The 21016-nt window shown below is 70.0% G+C and carries 18 protein-coding genes and 1 pseudogene; 16 read left to right on the top strand and 3 right to left on the bottom strand.

Annotated features, from left to right (window positions below):
* Positions 1 to 30: 30 nt before the first annotated feature.
* Positions 31 to 2229, bottom strand: a complete 2199-nt coding sequence (locus tag AB0E78_RS21215) for an elongation factor G-like protein EF-G2 (protein ID WP_361834459.1) — start codon at positions 2227 to 2229, stop codon at positions 31 to 33.
* A gap of 202 nt (positions 2230 to 2431) precedes the next feature.
* Between AB0E78_RS21215 and pgsA the strand changes: the two are divergent.
* From pgsA to AB0E78_RS21290, 15 genes and pseudogenes are all read left to right on the top strand, one after another.
* Positions 2432 to 3159 (top strand): annotated as a pseudogene (gene pgsA / locus AB0E78_RS21220) (phosphatidylinositol phosphate synthase).
* Positions 3156 to 4094, top strand: coding sequence for a phosphatidylinositol mannoside acyltransferase (locus AB0E78_RS21225; protein ID WP_361834461.1), 939 nt, complete (start codon positions 3156 to 3158; stop codon positions 4092 to 4094). Before pgsA ends, AB0E78_RS21225 begins: the two are co-directional and overlap by 4 nt.
* Complete coding sequence (locus AB0E78_RS21230; RefSeq protein ID WP_361834464.1) at positions 4091 to 5251, top strand: glycosyltransferase family 4 protein; 1161 nt, start codon at positions 4091 to 4093, stop codon at positions 5249 to 5251. Before AB0E78_RS21225 ends, AB0E78_RS21230 begins: the two co-directional genes overlap by 4 nt.
* A gap of 78 nt (positions 5252 to 5329) precedes the next feature.
* Positions 5330 to 5875 carry a hypothetical protein gene (locus AB0E78_RS21235; protein WP_361834466.1) on the top strand — a complete coding sequence of 182 codons (546 nt, stop codon included), beginning with the start codon at positions 5330 to 5332 and terminating at the stop codon, positions 5873 to 5875.
* A gap of 137 nt (positions 5876 to 6012) precedes the next feature.
* Positions 6013 to 6927: a pyridoxal 5'-phosphate synthase lyase subunit PdxS gene (gene pdxS, locus AB0E78_RS21240; protein WP_361834469.1), complete on the top strand. Its 915-nt coding sequence runs from the start codon at positions 6013 to 6015 to the stop codon at positions 6925 to 6927.
* Positions 6928 to 6939: 12 nt separating this feature from the next.
* Positions 6940 to 7548, top strand: a complete 609-nt coding sequence (gene pdxT, locus AB0E78_RS21245) for a pyridoxal 5'-phosphate synthase glutaminase subunit PdxT (RefSeq protein WP_361834472.1) — start codon at positions 6940 to 6942, stop codon at positions 7546 to 7548.
* A gap of 75 nt (positions 7549 to 7623) precedes the next feature.
* Entirely contained in the window at positions 7624 to 8382 is a 759-nt protein-coding gene (locus AB0E78_RS21250; protein WP_361834475.1) for a YebC/PmpR family DNA-binding transcriptional regulator, read from the top strand.
* A gap of 134 nt (positions 8383 to 8516) precedes the next feature.
* Positions 8517 to 9074: a crossover junction endodeoxyribonuclease RuvC gene (gene ruvC, locus AB0E78_RS21255; protein ID WP_361834691.1), complete on the top strand. Its 558-nt coding sequence runs from the start codon at positions 8517 to 8519 to the stop codon at positions 9072 to 9074.
* On the top strand, positions 9071 to 9679 hold the full coding sequence (ruvA, locus tag AB0E78_RS21260) for a Holliday junction branch migration protein RuvA (RefSeq protein WP_361834478.1): 609 nt from the start codon (positions 9071 to 9073) through the stop codon (positions 9677 to 9679). The genes ruvC and ruvA overlap by 4 nt, the downstream gene beginning before the upstream one ends.
* A 36-nt stretch (positions 9680 to 9715) precedes the next feature.
* Positions 9716 to 10798, top strand: a complete 1083-nt coding sequence (gene ruvB, locus AB0E78_RS21265) for a Holliday junction branch migration DNA helicase RuvB (RefSeq protein ID WP_361834481.1) — start codon at positions 9716 to 9718, stop codon at positions 10796 to 10798.
* A 164-nt stretch (positions 10799 to 10962) separates the two neighbouring features.
* Positions 10963 to 11430: a preprotein translocase subunit YajC gene (gene yajC, locus AB0E78_RS21270; RefSeq protein ID WP_361834483.1), complete on the top strand. Its 468-nt coding sequence runs from the start codon at positions 10963 to 10965 to the stop codon at positions 11428 to 11430.
* Positions 11431 to 11600: 170 nt separating this feature from the next.
* Positions 11601 to 13379 (top strand): protein translocase subunit SecD, encoded by a 1779-nt coding sequence (gene secD, locus AB0E78_RS21275; RefSeq protein ID WP_361834486.1) that lies wholly within the window; start codon positions 11601 to 11603, stop codon positions 13377 to 13379.
* A 1-nt stretch (position 13380) separates the two neighbouring features.
* Positions 13381 to 14520: a protein translocase subunit SecF gene (secF, locus tag AB0E78_RS21280; protein WP_361834488.1), complete on the top strand. Its 1140-nt coding sequence runs from the start codon at positions 13381 to 13383 to the stop codon at positions 14518 to 14520.
* Positions 14517 to 15065 (top strand): adenine phosphoribosyltransferase, encoded by a 549-nt coding sequence (locus AB0E78_RS21285; protein WP_361834490.1) that lies wholly within the window; start codon positions 14517 to 14519, stop codon positions 15063 to 15065. The genes secF and AB0E78_RS21285 overlap by 4 nt, the downstream gene beginning before the upstream one ends.
* A 228-nt stretch (positions 15066 to 15293) precedes the next feature.
* Positions 15294 to 17897 carry a RelA/SpoT family protein gene (locus tag AB0E78_RS21290; RefSeq protein WP_361834492.1) on the top strand — a complete coding sequence of 868 codons (2604 nt, stop codon included), beginning with the start codon at positions 15294 to 15296 and terminating at the stop codon, positions 17895 to 17897.
* Between the two features lie 73 nt (positions 17898 to 17970).
* Here the strand turns inward: AB0E78_RS21290 and AB0E78_RS21295 are convergent, their stop codons facing one another.
* Both AB0E78_RS21295 and AB0E78_RS21300 read right to left on the bottom strand, forming a co-directional pair.
* Complete coding sequence (locus tag AB0E78_RS21295) at positions 17971 to 19203, bottom strand: DUF349 domain-containing protein (protein ID WP_361834495.1); 1233 nt, start codon at positions 19201 to 19203, stop codon at positions 17971 to 17973.
* Positions 19204 to 19337: 134 nt separating this feature from the next.
* Positions 19338 to 20159, bottom strand: a complete 822-nt coding sequence (locus AB0E78_RS21300; protein ID WP_361834497.1) for a peptidylprolyl isomerase — start codon at positions 20157 to 20159, stop codon at positions 19338 to 19340.
* Between the two features lie 146 nt (positions 20160 to 20305).
* Between AB0E78_RS21300 and AB0E78_RS21305 the strand changes: the two genes are divergently transcribed.
* Positions 20306 to 21010, top strand: coding sequence for an MBL fold metallo-hydrolase (locus AB0E78_RS21305; protein WP_361834500.1), 705 nt, complete (start codon positions 20306 to 20308; stop codon positions 21008 to 21010).
* Positions 21011 to 21016 lie beyond the last annotated feature (6 nt).

A 21016-nucleotide genomic window follows, 5' to 3' on the forward strand; every position in this document is an offset into this window, starting at 1 on the left:
GCATCCGGTGCACCCTGCCGGGGCCGTCAACTAGGTGACGTCCTGGGCCTGTTCACGGATCCTCTCGGAGAGCTGCGGCGGCATGGGTTCGTGCCGTGCGTACGCGCGGCTGAAGCGTGCGGTGCCCTGCGAGAGGGACCGCAGGTCCACGGCGTAACGCCCGATCTCGATCTCGGGCACCTCGGCCCGAACGAGTGTGCGTCCGCCCGGTGCCTGCTCGGTCCCGACCACCCGGCCGCGGCGCCCCGAGAAGTCGCTCATCACCGAGCCCACATGGTCGTCGCCGACCAGGACCCGCACCTCGGCAACCGGCTCCAGGAGGTGGATCCTGGCGTCGGCCGCGGCCTCGCGCAGGGCGAGCGCGCCCGCCGTCTGGAACGCGGCGTCGGAGGAGTCCACCGAGTGCGCCTTGCCGTCGAGCAGCGTGATGCGTACGTCGATCAGGGGGTAGCCCGCGGTCACACCCCTCGCGGCCTGCGCGCGCACGCCCTTCTCGACGGACGGGATGAACTGCCGGGGCACGGCGCCGCCCACGACCTTGTCGACGAACTCGATGCCGCTGCCGCCCGGCAGCGGTTCGACCTCGATCTCGCAGATGGCGTACTGGCCGTGGCCGCCGGACTGCTTCACATGACGGCCGCGCCCCGCCGATTTGCCCGCGAACGTCTCCCGCAGGGAGACCTTGTGGGAGACCACGTCGACCTGCACGCCGTACCGGCTGCGCAGCCGCTCCAGGGCGACATCGGCATGGGCCTCGCCCAGGCACCACAGCACCACCTGATGGGTGTCCTGGTTCTGTTCCAGGCGCATCGTCGGGTCCTCGGCGACCAGCCGGGAGAGCCCCTGGGAGAGCTTGTCCTCGTCCGCCTTGCTGTGTGCCTGGATGGCGAGCGGAAGCAGCGGGTCGGGCATGTCCCAGGGCTCCATCAGGAGCGGATCGTCCTTGGCCGAGAGGGTGTCGCCCGTCTCGGCGCGGTTCAGCTTGGCGACACACGCCAGATCTCCCGCGATACAGCTGGAGAGCGTGCGCTGATGCTTGCCGAAGGGGGAGGAGAGCGCGCCGATGCGCTCGTCGACGTCGTGGTCCTCGTGGCCGCGGTCGGCCAGGCCGTGCCCGGAGACGTGCACCGTCTCGTCGGGGCGCAGGGTGCCGGAGAAGACCCGTACGAGCGAGACGCGCCCCACGTAGGGGTCGGACGCGGTCTTCACGACCTCGGCTACCAGCGGTCCCGCGGGGTCGCAGGTGAGCGCGGGCCGCGCCTTGCCGCCGGGGGTGGTGACGGCGGGCGCCGGGTGCTCCAGGGGAGTGGGGAAGCCGCCCGTGATCAGTTCGAGGAGTTCCACCGTGCCGATGCCCTGCCGGGCGCCCTCGGCCGCGGGGGCCGCCGCGAGCACGGGGTGGAAGATGCCGCGTGCCACGGCCCTTTCCAGATCGTCCACGAGGGTCTTGAAGTCGAGTTCCTCGCCGCTGAGATAGCGGTCCATGAGGGACTCGTCCTCGCTCTCGGAGATGATCCCCTCGATCAGTTTGTCGCGGGCGTCCTCGATGAGCGGGAGCTGGTCCTCGCCCGGCTCGGACTCCTTCCGTTCGCCGGACGCGTAGTCGAAGATCCGCTGCGAGAGCAGCCCGATCAGGCCGGTCACCGGTGCGTGCCCGTCCGGTCCCTTGGCGCCGTGCAGCGGCAGGTACAGCGGCAGGACCGCGTCGGGGTCGTCGGCCCCGAAGGCCGCGGCGCAGGTCCGCGTCATCTCCCTGAAGTCGGCGCGCGCCGCCTCCAGGTGCGTCACCACGATGGCCCGCGGCATGCCGACCGCCGCGCACTCCTCCCACACCATGCGGGTCGCACCGTCCACGCCGTCGGCCGCCGAAACGACGAAAAGGGCCGCGTCCGCCGCGCGCAGACCGGCCCGTAACTCTCCGACGAAATCGGCGTACCCGGGTGTGTCCAGGAGATTGATCTTGAAGCCGTCCCATTCGACCGGTACCAGGGACAGCTGTACCGAGCGCTGTTGCCGGTGCTCGATGTCGTCGTAGTCGGACACGGCGGTGCCGTCCTCCACACGGCCCGCCCGGTTCACCGCCCCCGCGGTCAGCGCGAGGGCCTCCACCAGAGTCGTCTTGCCCGATCCGCTGTGGCCGACCAGCACCACATTCCGTACGGACGCGGGGTGGTCGGCCGCTGTAGCCCTGCCGGCGGCTCCGGGGTGTGCGTTCGCCTTGTCGCCCATGCCTTGGCCTCCCGGTTACGTGCACGGTGAGGAGGCACAGCCCCCTCGGGGATGCTGGCTGCTCGCGGACACGCGGGGCCGGGTGCGGGTCGGCTCCGGCGACGCCCGCGGTGCTTTCGAGCTTTCCACTCGGGTCACTGTGCGTCCATACGTCGTACGCGATCGTGAGGGGGCGAGCCGGTCCGTCAACGTCGTGACTACGATGGGCCAGCCGGTGGCCAACAGGGCCGCGCGGCTCACCGACCCCTCGGGAAGGCCATGCTGAACAAGTACGCGCGTGCATTCTTCACGCGTGTTCTCACACCGTTCGCCGCGTTTCTCATCCGTCGCGGCGTGAGCCCCGACGCGGTCACGTTCATCGGCACGGCCGGTGTGGTGGCGGGCGCGCTGGTCTTCTTCCCCCGCGGCGAGTTCTTCTGGGGCACGATCGTCATCACGCTCTTCGTGTTCTCCGACCTCGTCGACGGGAACATGGCGCGGCAGCTGGGACGCTCCAGCCGCTGGGGAGCCTTCCTGGACTCGACGCTCGACCGGGTCGCCGACAGCGCGATCTTCGGCGGCCTCGCGCTCTGGTACGCGGGCTCCGGCGACGACAACGTCCTGTGCGCCGTCTCCATCTTCTGCCTGGCCAGCGGCCAGGTGGTCTCGTACACGAAGGCGCGCGGCGAGGCGATCGGGCTGCCCGTCGCGGTCAACGGCCTGGTGGAGCGCGCCGAGCGTCTGGTGATCTCGCTGGTCGCCGCGGGCCTCGCGGGGCTGCACAAGTTCGGTGTCCCCGGCATCGACGTCCTGCTGCCCATCGCCCTGTGGATCGTCGCCGTCGGAAGCCTGGTGACGCTCGTCCAACGCGTCGTGACCGTGCGCAAGGAGTCCGCGGAGGCGGACGCGGCCACGGAGACCCGTGCGCAGGGCAGTGAGGCCACGTCGTGAAGGACCGACTGACCGACGCGCTCTACGGAGCCGCCTGGAGCTCGGTCAAGAAGCTCCCCGAGCCGGCGGCCGTGCGCCTGGGCCGGACCATCGCCGACGCCGTGTGGAAGCGGCGCGGCAAGGGAGTCCTGCGCCTTGAGGCGAACTACGCGCGCGTGGTGCCCGACGCGAGCCCGGAGCGCCTGCGCGAGCTGTCCAGGGCGGGCATGCGCTCGTACCTGCGTTACTGGATGGAATCGTTCCGGCTGCCGTCGTGGAGCCGGGAGCGCATCAAGGGCGGCTTCGACGGCAAGGATCTCCACCATCTGACGGACGGGCTCGCCTCCGGCAAGGGCGTCATTCTGGCCCTTCCGCACCTGGGCAACTGGGACCTGGCGGGCGCATGGGTCACCACGAAGCTGGAGACGCCGTTCACGACGGTCGCCGAGCGGCTCAAGCCCGAGACGCTGTACGACCGTTTCGTCGCCTACCGCGAGGGCCTGGGCATGGAGGTCCTGCCGCACGAGGGCGGCTCCGCGTTCGGCACCCTGGCGCGCCGGCTGCGTGCGGGCGGCCTGGTCTGCCTGGTCGCGGACCGGGACCTCTCGGCGTCCGGCGTCGAGGTCAAGTTCTTCGGGGACACCGCGCGGATGCCCGCGGGGCCCGCGATCCTCGCGCAGCAGACGGGGGCGCTGCTACTGCCGGTCACCCTCTGGTATGACGAGACGCCCGTCATGAAGGGGCGCGTTCACGCCCCCATCGATGTCCCCGAGACAGGTACCCGTACGGAGAAGACGTCTGTCATGACGCAGGCCCTGGCAGACGCCTTCGCCACGGGTATCGCCGACCATCCGGAGGACTGGCACATGCTGCAGCGCTTGTGGCTCGCTGATCTCGACCCCGCGAAGGGGCCCTCCGACGGTCCCGGGACCCTCGCCGAGGGGAACACGCCGTGAAGATCGGCATCGTCTGCCCTTACTCCTGGGACGTGCCGGGCGGCGTCCAGTTCCACATCCGCGACCTCGCGGAGCACCTGATCCGGCTAGGTCACGAGGTGTCCGTCCTGGCTCCCGCGGACGACGAGACCCCCCTCCCGCCGTACGTCGTCTCGGCGGGCCGCGCCGTCCCCGTGCCGTACAACGGCTCGGTGGCCCGGCTCAACTTCGGGTTCCTCTCGGCCGCGCGGGTGCGCCGCTGGCTGCACGACGGCACGTTCGACGTCATCCACATCCACGAGCCGACCTCGCCCTCCCTCGGGCTGCTCACGTGCTGGGCGGCGCAGGGACCGATCGTCGCGACGTTCCACACGTCCAACCCGCGCTCCCGGGCCATGATCGCCGCGTATCCGATCCTGCAGCCCGCCCTGGAGAAGATCAGCGCGCGCATCGCGGTGAGCGAGTACGCGCGCCGCACGCTCGTCGAGCACCTGGGCGGCGACGCGGTCGTCATCCCGAACGGCGTGGACGTCGACTTCTTTACGAAGGCCGAGCCCAAGCCGGAGTGGCAGGGCGGGACGCTCGGCTTCATCGGCCGCATCGACGAGCCGCGCAAGGGCCTGCCGGTACTGATGAAGGCGCTGCCGAAGATCCTCGCCGAGCGCCCGGACACCCGGCTGCTCGTCGCGGGCCGCGGCGACGAGGAAGAGGCCGTCGCCTCGCTGCCCGCCGAGATGCGCGACCGCGTGGAGTTCCTCGGCATGGTCAGCGACGAGGACAAGGCGCGGCTGCTGCGCAGCGTCGACGTGTACGTCGCCCCCAACACCGGCGGCGAGAGCTTCGGGATCATCCTCGTCGAGGCGCTCTCGGCGGGCGCACCCGTCCTCGCCAGCGACCTGGACGCCTTCGCGCAGGTCCTCGACCAGGGCGCCGCGGGCGACCTGTTCACCAACGAGGACGCGGACTCGCTGGCCGCGGCGGCCCTGCGGCTCCTCGGCGACCCCGAGCGCCGCGCGGAACTGCGCGAGCGCGGCAGCAAGCACGTGCGCCGCTTCGACTGGTCGACGGTGGGCGCCGACATCCTCTCCGTGTACGAGACGGTGGCGGACGGGGCGGCCGCGGTGGCCGCCGATGAACGCTCGAGCCTCCGGTCACGCTTCGGGCTCGCACGGGACTGACCACCCGCGGGGCTCCCCGGGACGGCCTTGGGAGCCCGGCGGTGAACCGCCGCCGCCGATGCGACTAGCCTTCCCCCGGTGACCTCGACACTGATCTGGATCGCGGTAGCCCTCTTCGCGATCGGCCTCTACCTGAGCTGGACCGCGGGCCGCCTCGACCGGCTGCACGCCCGCATCGACGCGGCCCGCGCCGCCCTCGACGCCCAGTTGCTGCGCCGCGCCTCGGTCGCCCAGGAGCTCGCCACCTCGGGGGTGCTGGATCCCGCGGCCTCCATCGTGCTCTACGAAGCGGCGCACGCGGCCCGGCAGGCCGAGGAGGAGCACCGGGAGGTCGCCGAGAGCGAGCTCAGCCAGGCGCTGCGCGCGATCTTCGGCGAGGCACAGCAGGTCGAGGCGGTGCGCGAGGCTCCCGGCGGCGACGAGGCGGCGACCGAACTGGCGGCGTCCGTACGGAGGGTGCCGATGGCCCGGCGCTTCCACAACGACGCCGTGCGCGCGGCCCGTGCCCTGCGCAGGCACCGCAAGGTCCGCTGGTTCCGCCTCGCCGGGCACGCGCCCTTCCCCATGGCCTTCGAGATGGACGACGAACCGCCGGTCGCACTGGCCGACCGCGCGACCACGTAGAGCCACCGATACGCCGCTGACCAGGGGCGTACGGGAAAAATGAGCCACCGGTCACCCATTGGCCCTTGCTGTGGACTGGTCGCCGGGAGTTTCCTCGTAGACGCAGTAACCCGTCTTCAGCGAGCGAGGTCAACTCCGTGTCCAGCACCCTCTCCAGCAGCAACCAGTCGCCCGAGACCGGCACCGCGCGCGTCAAGCGCGGCATGGCCGAGCAGCTCAAGGGCGGCGTCATCATGGACGTCGTCAACGCCGAGCAGGCGAAGATCGCGGAGGACGCCGGCGCGGTCGCCGTCATGGCGCTGGAGCGGGTCCCCGCCGACATCCGCAAGGACGGCGGCGTCGCCCGGATGTCCGACCCGAACATGATCGAAGAGATCATCGAGGCCGTCTCCATCCCGGTCATGGCCAAGTCCCGCATCGGCCACTTCGTCGAGGCCCAGGTCCTGCAGTCCCTCGGTGTCGACTACATCGACGAGTCCGAGGTCCTCACCCCGGCCGACGAGGTCAACCACAGCGACAAGTTCGCCTTCACGACCCCGTTCGTGTGCGGCGCCACCAACCTGGGCGAGGCCCTGCGCCGCATCGCCGAGGGCGCGGCCATGATCCGCTCCAAGGGCGAGGCCGGCACCGGCAACGTCGTCGAGGCCGTGCGCCACCTGCGCCAGATCAAGAACGAGATCGCCAGGCTGCGCGGCTTCGACAACAACGAGCTGTACGCCGCCGCCAAGGACCTGCGCGCCCCGTACGAGCTGGTCAAGGAGGTCTCCGAGCTGGGCAAGCTGCCGGTGGTCCTCTTCTCGGCCGGTGGCGTCGCCACCCCCGCCGACGCCGCCCTGATGCGTCAGCTCGGTGCCGAGGGCGTCTTCGTCGGCTCCGGCATCTTCAAGTCGGGCGACCCGGCCGCGCGCGCCGCCGCCATCGTGAAGGCCACCACCTTCTACGACGACCCCAAGATCATCGCGGACGCGTCCCGCAACCTCGGTGAGGCCATGGTCGGCATCAACTGCGACACCCTCCCCGAGGCCGAGCGCTACGCCAACCGCGGCTGGTAAGGCACCACGCAGATGAACGACACCCCTGTAGTCGGCGTCCTGGCACTCCAGGGCGACGTACGGGAGCACCTGATCGCCCTGGCCTCGGCGGACGCCGTGGCCAGGCCGGTCCGGCGCCCCGAAGAACTGGCCGAGGTGGACGGCCTGGTCATCCCCGGCGGTGAGTCCACCACCATCTCCAAACTGGCCGTCCTGTTCGGCCTGATGGAGCCCCTTCGCGCGCGCGTGCGCGCCGGTATGCCGGTCTACGGCAGCTGCGCGGGCATGATCATGCTCGCCGACAAGATCCTCGATCCGCGCTCGGAGCAGGAGACCTTCGGCGGCATCGACATGATCGTGCGGCGCAACGCCTTCGGGCGGCAGAACGAGTCCTTCGAGGCGGCCGTCGACATCGCCGGCATCGACGGCGCTCCCGTGGAGGGTGTCTTCATCCGCGCTCCCTGGGTCGAGTCGGTCGGCGCGCGCGTCGAGGTGCTCGCGGAGCACGAGGGCCACATCGTCGCCGTGCGCCAGGGCAACGCCCTCGCCACGTCGTTCCACCCCGAGCTGACGGGCGACCATCGCGTGCACGAGCTGTTCGTCGGGATGGTGCGGGGGAACGCGACGGCGGGATCCTTGTAGGATCTCGGGTACCTCCCGGGCCCCTGAGACCTGGGGGCGTTCGTACAGGTTGGGTTACGCGAAGGAGACAGGCAGATGTCCGGCCACTCTAAATGGGCTACGACGAAGCACAAGAAGGCCGTGATTGACGCCAAGCGCGGCAAGCTCTTCGCGAAGATGATCAAGAACATCGAGGTCGCGGCCCGCACGGGTGGCGCCGATGTGTCCGGTAACCCGACCCTCTTCGACGCCATCCAGAAGGCCAAGAAGAGCTCGGTCCCGAACAAGAACATCGACTCCGCGGTCAAGCGCGGTGCCGGTCTCGAAGCCGGCGGCGCCGACTACGAGACGATCATGTACGAGGGCTACGGCCCGAACGGCGTCGCGGTGCTCATCGAGTGCCTCACCGACAACCGCAACCGCGCGGCCTCCGACGTACGCGTCGCGATGACCCGCAACGGCGGCTCCATGGCCGACCCGGGCTCCGTCTCGTACCTCTTCAACCGCAAGGGCGTCGTGATCGTCCCCAAGGGCGAGGCCGGTCTCGCGGAGGACGACGTCCTGGGCGCCGTCCTGGACGCGGGCGCCGAAGAGGTCAACGACCTCGGCGAGTCCTTCGAGGTCCTCTCCGAGGCCACCGACATGGTCGCGGTCCGCACCGCGCTCCAGGAAGCCGGCATCGAGTACGACTCGGCCGACGCCAACTTCGTCCCGACCATGCAGGTCGAGCTGGACGAGGACGGCGCGCGCAAGATCTTCAAGCTCATCGACGCGCTCGAGGACAGCGACGACGTCCAGAACGTCTTCGCCAACTTCGACGTGAGCGACGAGGTCATGGAGAAGGTCGACGCCTGAGCCGGGCCTCGAACCGGCCGCATGACGGCTTTCGTTGACGGGCCGGCAGGGGACACACCCCCTGCCGGCCCGTCGCGTTGTCAGTGCGAGCCGATAGCCTGCACAAACAGGTGAGCGAAGAACTGGGGGTACTCGTGCGCGTGCTGGGTGTGGACCCGGGTCTGACCCGGTGCGGTGTGGGGGTCGTCGACGGAGTCGCCGGACGCCCGCTGACCATGCGCGGGGTCGGCGTCGTCCGCACGCCCGCCGACGCCGAGCTCGGTCACCGCCTGGTCGCCATCGAGCAGGGCATCGAGCAGTGGCTCGACGAGTACGACCCGGAAGTCCTCGCCGTGGAGCGGGTGTTCAGCCAGCACAACGTACGTACGGTCATGGGCACCGCCCAGGCCAGCGCCGTCGCCATGCTCTGCGCGTCCCGCCGCGGCATCCCGGTCGCCCTGCACACGCCCAGCGAGGTCAAGGCCGCCGTCACCGGCAGCGGCCGCGCGGACAAGGCCCAGGTCGGCGCGATGGTGACCCGCCTCCTGCGGCTCGACGCACCGCCCAAGCCCGCCGACGCCGCGGACGCCCTCGCCCTCGCCATCTGTCACATCTGGCGCGCCCCCGCGCAGAACCGCCTCCAGCAGGCCGTCGCCCAGAACCGTCTCCAGCAGGCAGCAGCCCTGCACGCATCGAAAGGCCGTACCGCATGATCGCCTTCGTCAGCGGCCCCGTCGCCGCCCTCGCCCCCGATTCCGCGGTGGTCGAGGTCGGTGGCATCGGCATGGCCATCCAGTGCGCGCCGAACACCCTCTCCACTCTGCGGATCGGCCAGCAGACCAAGCTCGCCACCTCCCTCGTCGTCCGCGAGGACTCCCTCACCCTGTACGGCTTCGCGGACGACGACGAGCGCCAGACCTTCGAGCTCCTGCAGACCGCGAGCGGCGTCGGACCGCGCCTCGCGCAGGCCATGCTCGCCGTGCACAGCCCGGACGCCCTGCGCCGCGCGGTCGCCACCGGCGACGAGAAGGCGCTCACCGCGGTCCCGGGCATCGGCAAGAAGGGCGCCCAGAAGCTCCTCCTGGAGTACAAGGACCGCCTCGGCGAGCCCCTCGGCACGGGCGGACCGGCGATCGGCACCCCGGTCACCGCCGGCTGGAGCGACCAGTTGCACGCGGCACTCATCGGCCTCGGGTACGCGACGCGCGAGGCCGACGAAGCCGTCGTCGCCGTCACCCCGCAGGCCGAGGCCTCGGAGAAGCCGCAGGTGGGCCAGCTCCTCAAGGCCGCCCTGCAGACGCTGAACCGCACCCGCTAGCCCCTGACCACCAGAACCACATCGCGAGGCGAGCTCATGAACTGGGACGAGACGACCGACGACGCGACCGCCCCGGCGGGCGCGGCCGAGCGGCTCGTCGGTGCGTCGGCCGACGGCGAGGACCAGGCGGTCGAGGCCGCCCTCCGCCCCAAGGACCTGGGCGAGTTCATCGGCCAGGAGAAGGTCCGCGAGCAGCTCGACCTGGTCCTGCGGGCGGCCCGCGCGCGCGGCGCCACCGCCGACCACGTGCTGCTCTCCGGCGCCCCCGGCCTCGGCAAGACCACCCTCTCGATGATCATCGCGGCCGAGATGGGCGCCCCGATCCGCATCACCAGCGGCCCCGCCATCCAGCACGCGGGGGACCTCGCCGCGATCCTCTCCTCCCTCCAGGAGGGAGAGGTGCTCTTCCTCGACGAGATCCACCGGATGTCCCGACCCGCCGAAGAGATGCTCTACATGGCGATGGAGGACTTCCGCGTCGACGTCATCGTCGGCAAGGGCCCCGGCGCCACGGCCATCCCGCTGGAGCTGCCGCCCTTCACCCTGGTCGGCGCCACCACCCGGGCGGGCCTGCTGCCGCCGCCGCTGCGGGACCGCTTCGGCTTCACCGCGCACATGGAGTTCTACGAACCCGCCGAGCTGGAGCGCGTGGTCCACCGCTCCGCGCAGCTGCTCGACGTGGAGATCGACCCGGCGGGCGCCGCCGAGATCGCGGGCCGCTCGCGCGGCACGCCCCGTATCGCCAACCGCCTGCTGCGCCGCGTGCGGGACTATGCGCAGGTCAAGGCCGACGGCGTGATCAACAAGGACATCGCGGGCGCCGCCCTCAAGGTCTACGAGGTGGACGGCCGCGGCCTCGACCGCCTCGACCGTGCGGTCCTGGAGGCCCTGCTCAAGCTCTTCGGCGGCGGCCCCGTCGGCCTGTCGACGCTGGCGGTCGCCGTGGGGGAGGAGCGCGAGACGGTCGAGGAGGTCGCCGAGCCCTTCCTGGTACGGGAGGGACTGCTCGCCCGGACCCCCCGGGGCCGGGTCGGGACCCCGGCGGCATGGGCGCATCTCGGCCTTGTCCCGCCGCGGCAGGCGGGCGGAATCGGACAAGGGGACCTGTTCGGGGCGTGACGGCGCGCGTACTCGCCGGGTCAGGAACTGCGGTGCCATGCTGAGCGTTGTTCGTTAGGTGCGGACTCGCTTAGACTCCGCCGATGCCGCCCTTGTGGGCGGCGCGCCCACCCCCGTCCATCAGGCCGCTTACCTGCGCGGTCATGCGAAGGAAACTCCGTCCCGTGAATATCGTGACCCTCCTCCCGTTCGTCGTGCTCATCGGGGCCATGTTCCTGATGACCCGCTCCGCCAAGAAGAAGCAGCAGGCGGCCGCGGCGATGCGCAACGAGATGCAGCCCGGCACCGGCATCCGCACGATCGGGGGCATGTACGCCACCGTCAAGGAGGTTCACGACGACGCGGTCCTCCTTGAGGTGGCTCCGGGCGTGCACGCGTTCTACGCGAAGAACTCCATCGGCGCCGTCCTCGAGGACGACGAGTACAACCGCATCGTCCACGGCACCGCTGTCGACCTGAAGTCGGACAGCCCTGTCGTCCCGGACGACGCCTCCTCCCTCACCGAGACCGACGAGCCCGCCGCCGCTTCCGACGACTCGCCCATCGACCTCGGCAAGAAGGACGCGGACAGCGCCCCCGAGGCCGACGACGCCGAGCCGAAGAAGACCGACGGCGAGACCGACACGAAGTAGCCAGCACCGGGGCCCGTGGGGCGCGCCGCTCGCGCTGCCACGGCCCCCGCAGTGCGTGGGTTTCGTGACGGGGCTCGACACCATTTCATGGCCGCCCGACCCGGGAGCTCCCCGCTCAATGCGGGGCGGTGCACCGGACGCCGGGGCGGTTGGACAGGGAGAACGAGAAGGTGGCAGCACCTAAGAAGGGCCGAAGGCAGAGCGCTCCGGGCAAGCCGGGACGCTCTTTGGCCTTCATCCTGATCGCCCTCGTGGCGCTCACCGGGGGGATGTTCCTTTCGGGGAACACCACGCCTCGCCTCGGCATCGACCTCGCCGGCGGCACGAGCATCACGCTCCAGGCGAAGAACGAGCCGGGCCAGAAGAACGCGATCAACCCGACCAACATGAACACCGCGGTCAGCATCATCAACAACCGCGTCAATGGTCTGGGTGTGTCCGAGGCCGAGGTGCAGACCCAGGGCGAAGACAACATCATCGTCAACATCCCCAAGGGCACGAACGAGAAGCAGGCGCGCGAGCAGGTCGGCACGACCGCTCAGCTCTACTTCCGTCCCGTCCTGACGGTGGCCAGCGGTGAGCCCGCCCCCGACCCGTCCGCCAGCTCGTCCGGCAAGGAAAAGGACAAGGGCGACAAGGGCAAGGACACGCCCAAGGCGACGGACAAGGGCGACGACAAGGCGTCCTCGACGCCGACTGCCACCGGCTCGCCCAGCCCCCAGGGCCGCGCCGTCACGGACGGTCTGAAGGCCGACGCGACGCCGACCCCGAAGGCCTCGGACAAGGACGGCGACAAGGGCAAGCCGACCCCCACCCCGTCCGCGGACCCGGCCACGGCCGCCCTGCAGAAGAAGTTCACCGCGCTCGACTGCACGGACAAGGCCCAGCGCGGCAAGGTCGGCGACGGCATCAAGCCGTCCGAGCAGACCATCGCCTGTGGCAAGAACAACGCCGGCCAGTGGGAGAAGTACGTCCTCGGCCCCGCTGAGCTGAACGGCAAGGACGTCGACGACGCCAAGGCCACGATCAACCAGCAGAGCGGCGCCTGGGTCGTCAACATGGAGTTCACGGGCGGCGGCTCGAAGAAGTTCTCCAAGACCACCAGCAAGCTCTCGCAGCAGCAGCCCCCGATGAACCAGTTCGCCATCGTCCTCGACGGCGAGGTGGCCTCGGCCCCCAGCGTCAACACGACGCTGAGCTCGAACGCGGAGATCTCCGGCAGCTTCACGCAGGACTCGGCCCAGGACCTCGCGAACATCCTGTCGTACGGCGCACTGCCCCTGACCTTCCACGAGCAGAGCGTCACCACCGTCAGCCCGGCACTCGGCGGCGAGCAGCTGCACGCCGGTCTGATCGCCGGCGCCATCGGCCTCGCGCTGGTCATCATCTACCTGGTGGTCTACTACCGCGGCCTCTCGCTGATCGCCATCGCGAGCCTCCTGGTCTCGGCGGCCCTGACGTACACCCTGATGACCCTGCTCGGCCCGGCCATCTCCTTCACCCTGAACCTCCCCGCGGTGTGTGGTGCGATCGTTGCGATCGGTATCACCGCGGACTCGTTCATCGTGTTCTTCGAACGCGTGCGGGACGAGGTCAGAGAGGGACGCACCCTGCGGCCCGCCGTCGAGCGTGCCTGGCCGCGTGCCCGGCGCACCATCCTGGTCTCCGACTTCGTGTCGTTCCTCGCGGCCGCGGTGCTCTTCATCGTGACGGTCGGCAAGGTCCAGGGCTTCGCGTTCACGCTCGGCCTGACCACGCTCCTCGACGTCGTCGTGGTGTTCCTCTTCACCAAGCCGCTGATGACCCTGATGGCGCGCAAGCCGTTCTTCGCGAACGGCCACAAGTGGTCCGGCCTCGACCCGAAGCGCCTCGGCGCCAAGCCGCCGCTGCGCCGCACCCGCCGTGCCACTGGTTCGTCCGCTGGCCCTGTCGACCCGAAGGAGGCGTGAGATGTCGAAGCTCGGCAGTCTCGGCGCCAGGCTCTACCGCGGTGAGGTCGGCTACGACTTCGTCGGCAAGCGCAAGATCTGGTACGGCATCTCGATCCTGATCACCATCACGGCCATCGTCGGCCTTGCGGTGCGCGGCCTGAACATGGGCATCGAGTTCGAGGGCGGTGCCGTCTTCACCACGCCGAAGACCAGCGTCTCGGTCGCCGAGGCAGAGAAGTCCGCGGAAGCGGCCTCCGGTCACGACGCGGTCGTCCAGGAGCTCGGCTCAGGCGGTCTGCGCATCCAGGTCGCCGGTGTGGACACCGCCAAGTCCGACCAGATCAAGGCGGATCTGGCCAAGGACATGGACCTCAAGGCCGACACCATCAACGCCGACCTCGTGGGCCCCAGCTGGGGTGAGCAGATCAGCAAGAAGGCCTGGACCGGCCTGATCATCTTCATGGTCCTCGTGGTGATCTATCTGGCGATCGCCTTCGAGTGGCGCATGGCGGTCGCCGCCCTGATCGCCCTGATCCACGACATCACGATCACCGTCGGTGTGTACGCCCTGGTGGGCTTCGAGGTCACCCAGGGCACGATCATCGGTCTGCTGACGATCCTCGGTTACTCGCTCTACGACACGGTCGTGGTCTTCGACAGTTTGAAGGAGCAGTCGAAGGACCTCACCAAGCAGACGCGGTGGACCTACAGCGAGGTCGCCAACCGCAGCATCAACAGCACCCTGGTGCGCTCGATCAACACCACGGTCGTCGCGCTCCTGCCGGTCGCCGGGCTGCTCTTCATCGGTGGCGGCTTCCTCGGCGCGGGCATGCTGAACGACATCTCGCTGTCGCTGTTCGTCGGCCTCGCGGCCGGTGCGTACTCCTCGATCTTCATCGCCACGCCGCTCGTCGCCGACCTCAAGGAGACCGAGCCGCAGATGAAGGCGCTCAAGAAGCGCGTCCTCGCCAAGCGTGCCGCGGCGGCGGCCAAGGGCGAGTCCGCGGAGAGCGCCCCGCGCGACGACGACGGCGAGTACGACGACGCGTCGCAGGACGACCTGACGGAGGACGCCGCACCCGCGGGCGTCGTCGGCCCGCGCACGCAGCCCGCGTCCCGCAACCGCGGCCGCGGCCGTCCTTCGGGGAAGCGCCGATGACCGAGCTCGCCGGGACGACGGAGCTGCTGCTCAGCCGCATCCGGGACGTCCCCGACTACCCCGAGCCCGGGGTGATGTTCAAGGACATCACGCCGCTCCTCGCGGACCCGCGTGCCTTCGCCGCACTGACCGAGGCCCTCGCGGACCTCGCCGTGCGGCACGGCGCCACGAAGATCGTCGGCCTGGAGGCCCGCGGCTTCATCCTGGGCGCCCCGGTCGCGCTGCGCGCGGGGCTCGGCTTCATCCCCGTACGGAAGGCGGGCAAGCTCCCCGGAGCGACCCTCGGCCAGACGTACGACCTGGAGTACGGCAGTGCGGAGATCGAGGTGCACGCCGAGGACCTCGCCGCAGACGACCGCGTCATGGTCATCGACGACGTCCTGGCGACCGGCGGCACCGCCGAGGCGTCCCTGCGGCTCATCCGCCGCGCGGGCGCTCAGGTCGCCGGTGTGGCCGTCCTGATGGAGCTCGGCTTCCTCGGGGGCCGCGCCAAGCTGGAGACGGCCCTGGAGGGCGCCCCGCTGGAGGCCCTCCTCACGGTCTGAACCGGCTGAGCAGCCACCACGCACACCCTGAGGCGGGCCCGGAGGAATCCGGCGCCCGCCTCAGGTGTTCCTTCTGTAGAGACCTCGGGTTCGCGCTGTGGAGACCTCAGGTGTTTCTCCCGTAGTGAGCCGTCTCACGGGCTGAAGGAGAGCCGAAGGTCCAGGATCGATACCATGGGCTCTTCGGGGCCTGACCGGGGGACCCGGATCGCGCACAGGGAGCGCCTCTTGCCAGACGAGTCCAAGGCACTCACCGCCGCCAAGGCCGCAGAGCAGGCCCAGCGCGCGGCGGCGACGGCTGCCGCGCCCGCCAAGAGCACGCCGCCCGCCAAGGGCGCGACGCCGGCGAAGGGCGCGACGCCGGCGAAGCGGGAGAGCACGCCCCCCAGCACCACATCCGCACCGAGCACGCCCGGCGCCGGCGCCACGGGCGATAGGCCGGCCCCCGATCCATCGCGCCCCAAGCCCCCCACGGAGGCCCGCGCGGGCAGCACGACGCCCACGCCACGGCCCACCGCGGCCAAGAACGAGCGCTCCGGCTCCTCCAACCGCGTACGCGCCCGCCTGGCCCGCCTCGGCGTCCAGCGTTCGAACCCGTACAACCCGGTCCTGGAGCCGCTGCTGCGGATAGTGCGCAGCAACGACCCCAAGATCGAGACGGCGACGCTGCGCCAGATCGAGCGCGCGTACCAGGTCGCCGAGCGCTGGCACCGCGGTCAGAAGCGCAAGAGCGGCGACCCGTACATCACGCATCCCCTCGCCGTGACGACGATCCTCGCCGAGCTCGGCATGGACCCGGCCACGCTCATGGCGGGTCTCCTGCACGACACCGTGGAGGACACCGAGTACGGCCTGGACACCCTCAAGCGCGACTTCGGCGACCAGGTCGCCCTGCTCGTCGACGGCGTCACCAAGCTGGACAAGGTCAAGTTCGGCGAGGCCGCGCAGGCCGAGACCGTCCGCAAGATGGTCGTCGCCATGGCCAAGGACCCCCGTGTCCTGGTCATCAAGCTCGCCGACCGCCTGCACAACATGCGCACGATGCGCTATCTCAAGCGGGAGAAGCAGGAGAAGAAGGCCCGCGAGACCCTTGAGATCTACGCGCCCCTGGCCCACCGCCTGGGCATGAACACCATCAAGTGGGAGCTGGAGGACCTCGCCTTCGCGATCCTCTACCCCAAGATGTACGACGAGATCGTGCGCCTGGTCGCCGAGCGTGCCCCCAAGCGCGACGAGTACCTGGCCATAGTGACCGACGAGGTCCAGGCAGACCTGCGGGCCGCCCGCATCAAGGCCACCGTCACCGGGCGCCCGAAGCACTACTACAGCGTCTACCAGAAGATGATCGTCCGCGGCCGTGACTTCGCGGAGATCTACGACCTGGTGGGCATCCGGGTCCTTGTCGACACCGTGCGCGACTGTTACGCCGCGCTCGGCACGGTGCATGCGCGATGGAACCCGGTCCCCGGCCGGTTCAAGGACTACATCGCGATGCCGAAGTTCAACATGTACCAGTCGCTGCACACCACGGTGATCGGCCCCAGCGGCAAGCCCGTCGAGCTCCAGATCCGTACGTTCGACATGCACAGGCGCGCCGAGTACGGCATCGCCGCGCACTGGAAGTACAAGCAGGAGCCGTCCGCCGGCGCCTCCAAGGTGCGCACCGACGTGCCGAGGAAGGCCGGCGGCAAGGACGATCACCTCAACGACATGGCGTGGCTGCGCCAGCTCCTCGACTGGCAGAAGGAGACCGAGGACCCGAGCGAGTTCCTCGAGTCGCTGCGCTTCGACCTGTCGCGCAACGAAGTCTTCGTCTTCACGCCGAAGGGCGACGTCATAGCGCTCCCGGCGGGCGCCACCCCGGTCGACTTCTCGTACGCGGTCCACACCGAGGTCGGCCACCGCACCATAGGGGCCCGGGTCAACGGACGGCTCGTGCCGCTCGAATCGACCCTGGACAACGGCGACCTGGTGGAGGTCTTCACCTCCAAGGCGGCCGGCGCGGGCCCGTCCCGCGACTGGCTCGGCTTCGTCAAGTCCCCGCGGGCGCGCAACAAGATCCGTGCGTGGTTCTCCAAGGAGCGCCGCGACGAGGCCATCGAGCAGGGCAAGGACGCCATCGCGCGCGCCATGCGCAAGCAGAACCTGCCGATCCAGCGGATCCTCACGGGCGACTCGCTCGTCACGCTCGCGCACGAGATGCGCTACCCCGACATCTCGTCCCTCTACGCGGCGATCGGCGAGGGCCACGTCACCGCGCAGTCCGTCGTGCAGAAGCTCGTCCAGGCGCTCGGCGGCGAGGAGGCCGCCAACGAGGACATCGCCGAGAGCACACCGCCCTCGCGCAGCCGCAGCAAGCGCCGCGCCAACGCCGACCCCGGTGTCGTCGTCAAGGGCGTCGAAGACGTGTGGGTCAAGCTGGCCCGCTGCTGCACGCCTGTCCCCGGGGACGGGATCATCGGCTTCGTCACGCGCGGCAGCGGCGTATCGGTGCACCGCAGCGACTGCGTGAACGTCGACTCGCTCTCCCGTGAGCCCGAGCGGATCCTGGAGGTCGAGTGGGCGCCCACCCAGTCGTCGGTCTTCCTGGTCGCCATCCAGGTCGAGGCCCTGGACCGCTCGCGGCTGCTCTCGGACGTCACGCGCATCCTGTCGGACCAGCACGTGAACATCCTGTCCGCGGCCGTCCAGACCTCCCGCGACCGGGTCGCCACCTCGCGCTTCACCTTCGAGATGGGCGACCCCAAGCACCTGGGCCACGTACTCAAGGCGGTCAGGGGAGTCGAGGGCGTCTACGACGTCTACCGGGTGACATCGGCCCGCAGACCGTAAACCGGTCCACTACGTAGAGGGGCTCCCGTACATCACGTACGGGAGCCCCTCTACGTAGCAAGCAGAAAACTGCTCAGCCGCCGAACTCGTGCAGACCCTTGAGGGCCTGGTCGAGAAGCGCCTGGCGGCCGTCAAGTTCCTTCTGGAGCTTGTCCGCCTTGGCGTTGTTGCCCGCCGTACGCGCCTTCTCGATCTGGTCGACCAGCTTGTCGACGGCGGCCTGCAGCTGACCGGTCAGACCCTCGGCACGCGCCCGCGCCTCAGGGTTCGTCCGGCGCCACTCGGCTTCCTCGGTCTCCTGCAGGGCACGCTCCACCGCGTGCATCCGGCCCTCGACCTTCGGCCGCGCGTCACGCGGGACGTGGCCGATGGCCTCCCAGCGCTCGTTGAGCGTACGGAATGCGGCACGCGCCGACTTGAGGTCCTTCACCGGGACGAGCCTCTCGGCCTCCTCGGCCAGCTCCTCCTTCAGCTTCAGGTTCTCCGTCTGCTCGGCGTCGCGCTCCGCGAAGACGGAGCTGCGCGCCGCGAAGAACACGTCCTGGGCGCCGCGGAAGCGGTTCCACAGGTCGTCCTCGTGCTCGCGCTGGGCACGGCCCGCGGCCTTCCACTCGGTCATCAGGTCGCGGTAGCGCGCGGCCGTCGGACCCCAGTCGGTCGAGTTCGAGAGGGCCTCGGCCTCGCCGACCAGCTTCTCCTTGGTCTTGCGGGCCTCCTCGCGCTGGGCGTCCAGCGAGGCGAAGTGGGCCTTGCGCCGCTTGGAGAACGCCGAGCGGGCATGCGAGAAGCGGTGCCACAGCTCGTCGTCCGACTTGCGGTCGAGGCGCGGCAGACCCTTCCAGGTGTCCACCAGCGCGCGCAGCCGCTCGCCCGCCGCCCGCCACTGCTCGCTCTGGGCGAGCTCCTCGGCCTCGACGACCAGCGCCTCCTTGGAGTGCCTCGCCTCGTCCGACTGCTTGGCCTTCTGGACCTTGCGCTCTTCACGGCGCTCGTCGACCGTCTCGACGAGCTTGTCCAGGCGCTTGCCCAGGGCGTCCAGATCGCCGACCGCGTGCGCCTCGTCCACCTGCTGGCGCAGGTGATCGATGGCGGTCATGGCGTCCTTGGCCGACAGGTCCGTCGTTTTCACCCGGCGCTCGAGAAGTCCGATCTCGACGACCAGACCGTCGTACTTGCGCTCGAAGTAGGCGAGGGCCTCGTCAGGTGACCCCGCTTTCCACGAACCGACCTCACGCTCGCTGCCGTCGGCCTTGCGCACGTACACGGTCCCCGTCTCATCGACGCGGCCCCACGGGTCGCTGCTCACAGCGCCTCCTCCACATGATGCCTGCGCAGGGCCTCGGGGCCCCCGGCATCGTCCACAGTTTCGTCACCGCCAACATAGGCGACCGGCGGGGCGGCTGTCCGCACCCCGCGCGTCCGAAGTTTGCCCGCGGGCGGTCAGGATTTCGACACGGTGGCCTTGTCGATGACGACCGTCGCGTTCGGTGCGCCGTCGCCCTGCCCGGTGCTCTCGCCGGCGTCGGCAATCTTCTTGAGCACCTTCATCCCGGAATCGGAAATGGTCCCGAACGGTGTGTAGTCGGGCGGCAGCTGACTGTCCTGGTAGACCAGGAAGAACTGGCTGCCGCCGGTGTTCCGGCCCTGCTTCTTCTCGGCGTTGTACTGGTTGGCCATCGCGACCGTGCCCGCCGGATAGACGTTCCCCTTCAGGCTCTTGTCCTTGAGGTTCTCGTCCGGGATCGAGTAGCCGGGGCCGCCCTCGCCGGTGCCCTTCGGGTCACCGCACTGCAGGACGAAGATGCCGCCCGCGGTGAGCCGGTGGCACTTCGTGTGATCCAGATAGCCCTTGTTCACCAGGAAGTTGAAGGAGTTGACCGTGTGCGGGGCCTTGGCCGCCGACAGCTTCAGGTCGATGTCGCCGCAGGTGGTGGCGAGCTTCATCGCGTAGTCGGCCGACTTGTCGATCGTCAGCTTCGGTTCCTTCTTGAAGCTGAGCGGCTTCACCTTGCCGCCCGCGGGCTGCTCGCAGGGGTCCGCCTTGGTGGTGGGGCTCGCGTTCGCCGTGTTCTCGGACTTGCCGTCGTCGTCGAAGGCTCCCGCCGCGTACGACACCGCGCCACCGGCCACGACCACCGCGAGGGCCGAGGCGATCACCGCGTTGCGCATCCGCGCCCTGCGTCGCGCGGCCTCCCGGCGCTGCTGCTGCCGCAAGAACTTCTCCCGGGCGAGCTGACGCCGCCGCTGATCGTTGCTGACCACCGGGTTCTCTCTCCTCTGCGTGGATGACCGCTTCTGTTAGCCCCGTACCGTATATGGGTTAGCTGTGGAATCGGGAGCGCCGGTAGGCTCTGATCTGCCGCGATCCTGCGCGGTCACCTCCGCCGGACGACGAACGAAGGACGATCGTGCTCATTGCCGGGTTTCCCGCCGGGGCCTGGGGCACCAACTGCTACTTGGTCGCCCCCGCCGCAGGCGAGGAGTGCGTGATCATCGACCCGGGCCACCAGGCCACCGAGGGAGTCGAGGACGCACTCAAGAAGCATCGGCTCAAGCCCGTCGCGGTCGTGCTCACCCATGGCCACATCGACCATGTCGCCTCGGTCGTCCCCGTCTGCGGCGCGCACGACGTGCCCGCGTGGATCCACCCCGACGACCGGTACATGATGAGCGACCCGGAGAAGGCCATAGGCCGTTCCTTCGGCGCGCAGCTCCTTGGCGAGCTGACGGTGGGGGAGCCTTCCGACGTGAAGGAGCTGGCCGACGGCGCGCGGCTGAAGCTCGCCGGGCTCGACTTCTCCGTCGCGCACGCGCCGGGGCATACGAAGGGGTCGGTGACGTTCCAGTTGCCGGAGTCCGCCGAGGTTCCCTCGGTGTTCTTCTCGGGTGACCTGCTCTTCGCCGGCTCCATCGGCCGCACCGACCTGCCCGGCGGTTCGCATGACGAGATGCTCGAGTCCCTGGCGCGTGTGTGCCTGCCGCTCGACGACTCGACCGTGGTCCTGCCCGGTCACAACGAGCACACGACCATCGGCCGTGAGCGCGCCACCAACCCTTATCTGCGCCAGGTGGCCGCCGGCCTGGGAGCCGACGCTCCCCGACGAGGAATGTGACGAGAG

Origin of the sequence: Streptomyces sp. NPDC032198, from assembly GCF_040636975.1 — a bacterium.
Classification (GTDB): Bacteria; Actinomycetota; Actinomycetes; order Streptomycetales; family Streptomycetaceae; genus Streptomyces.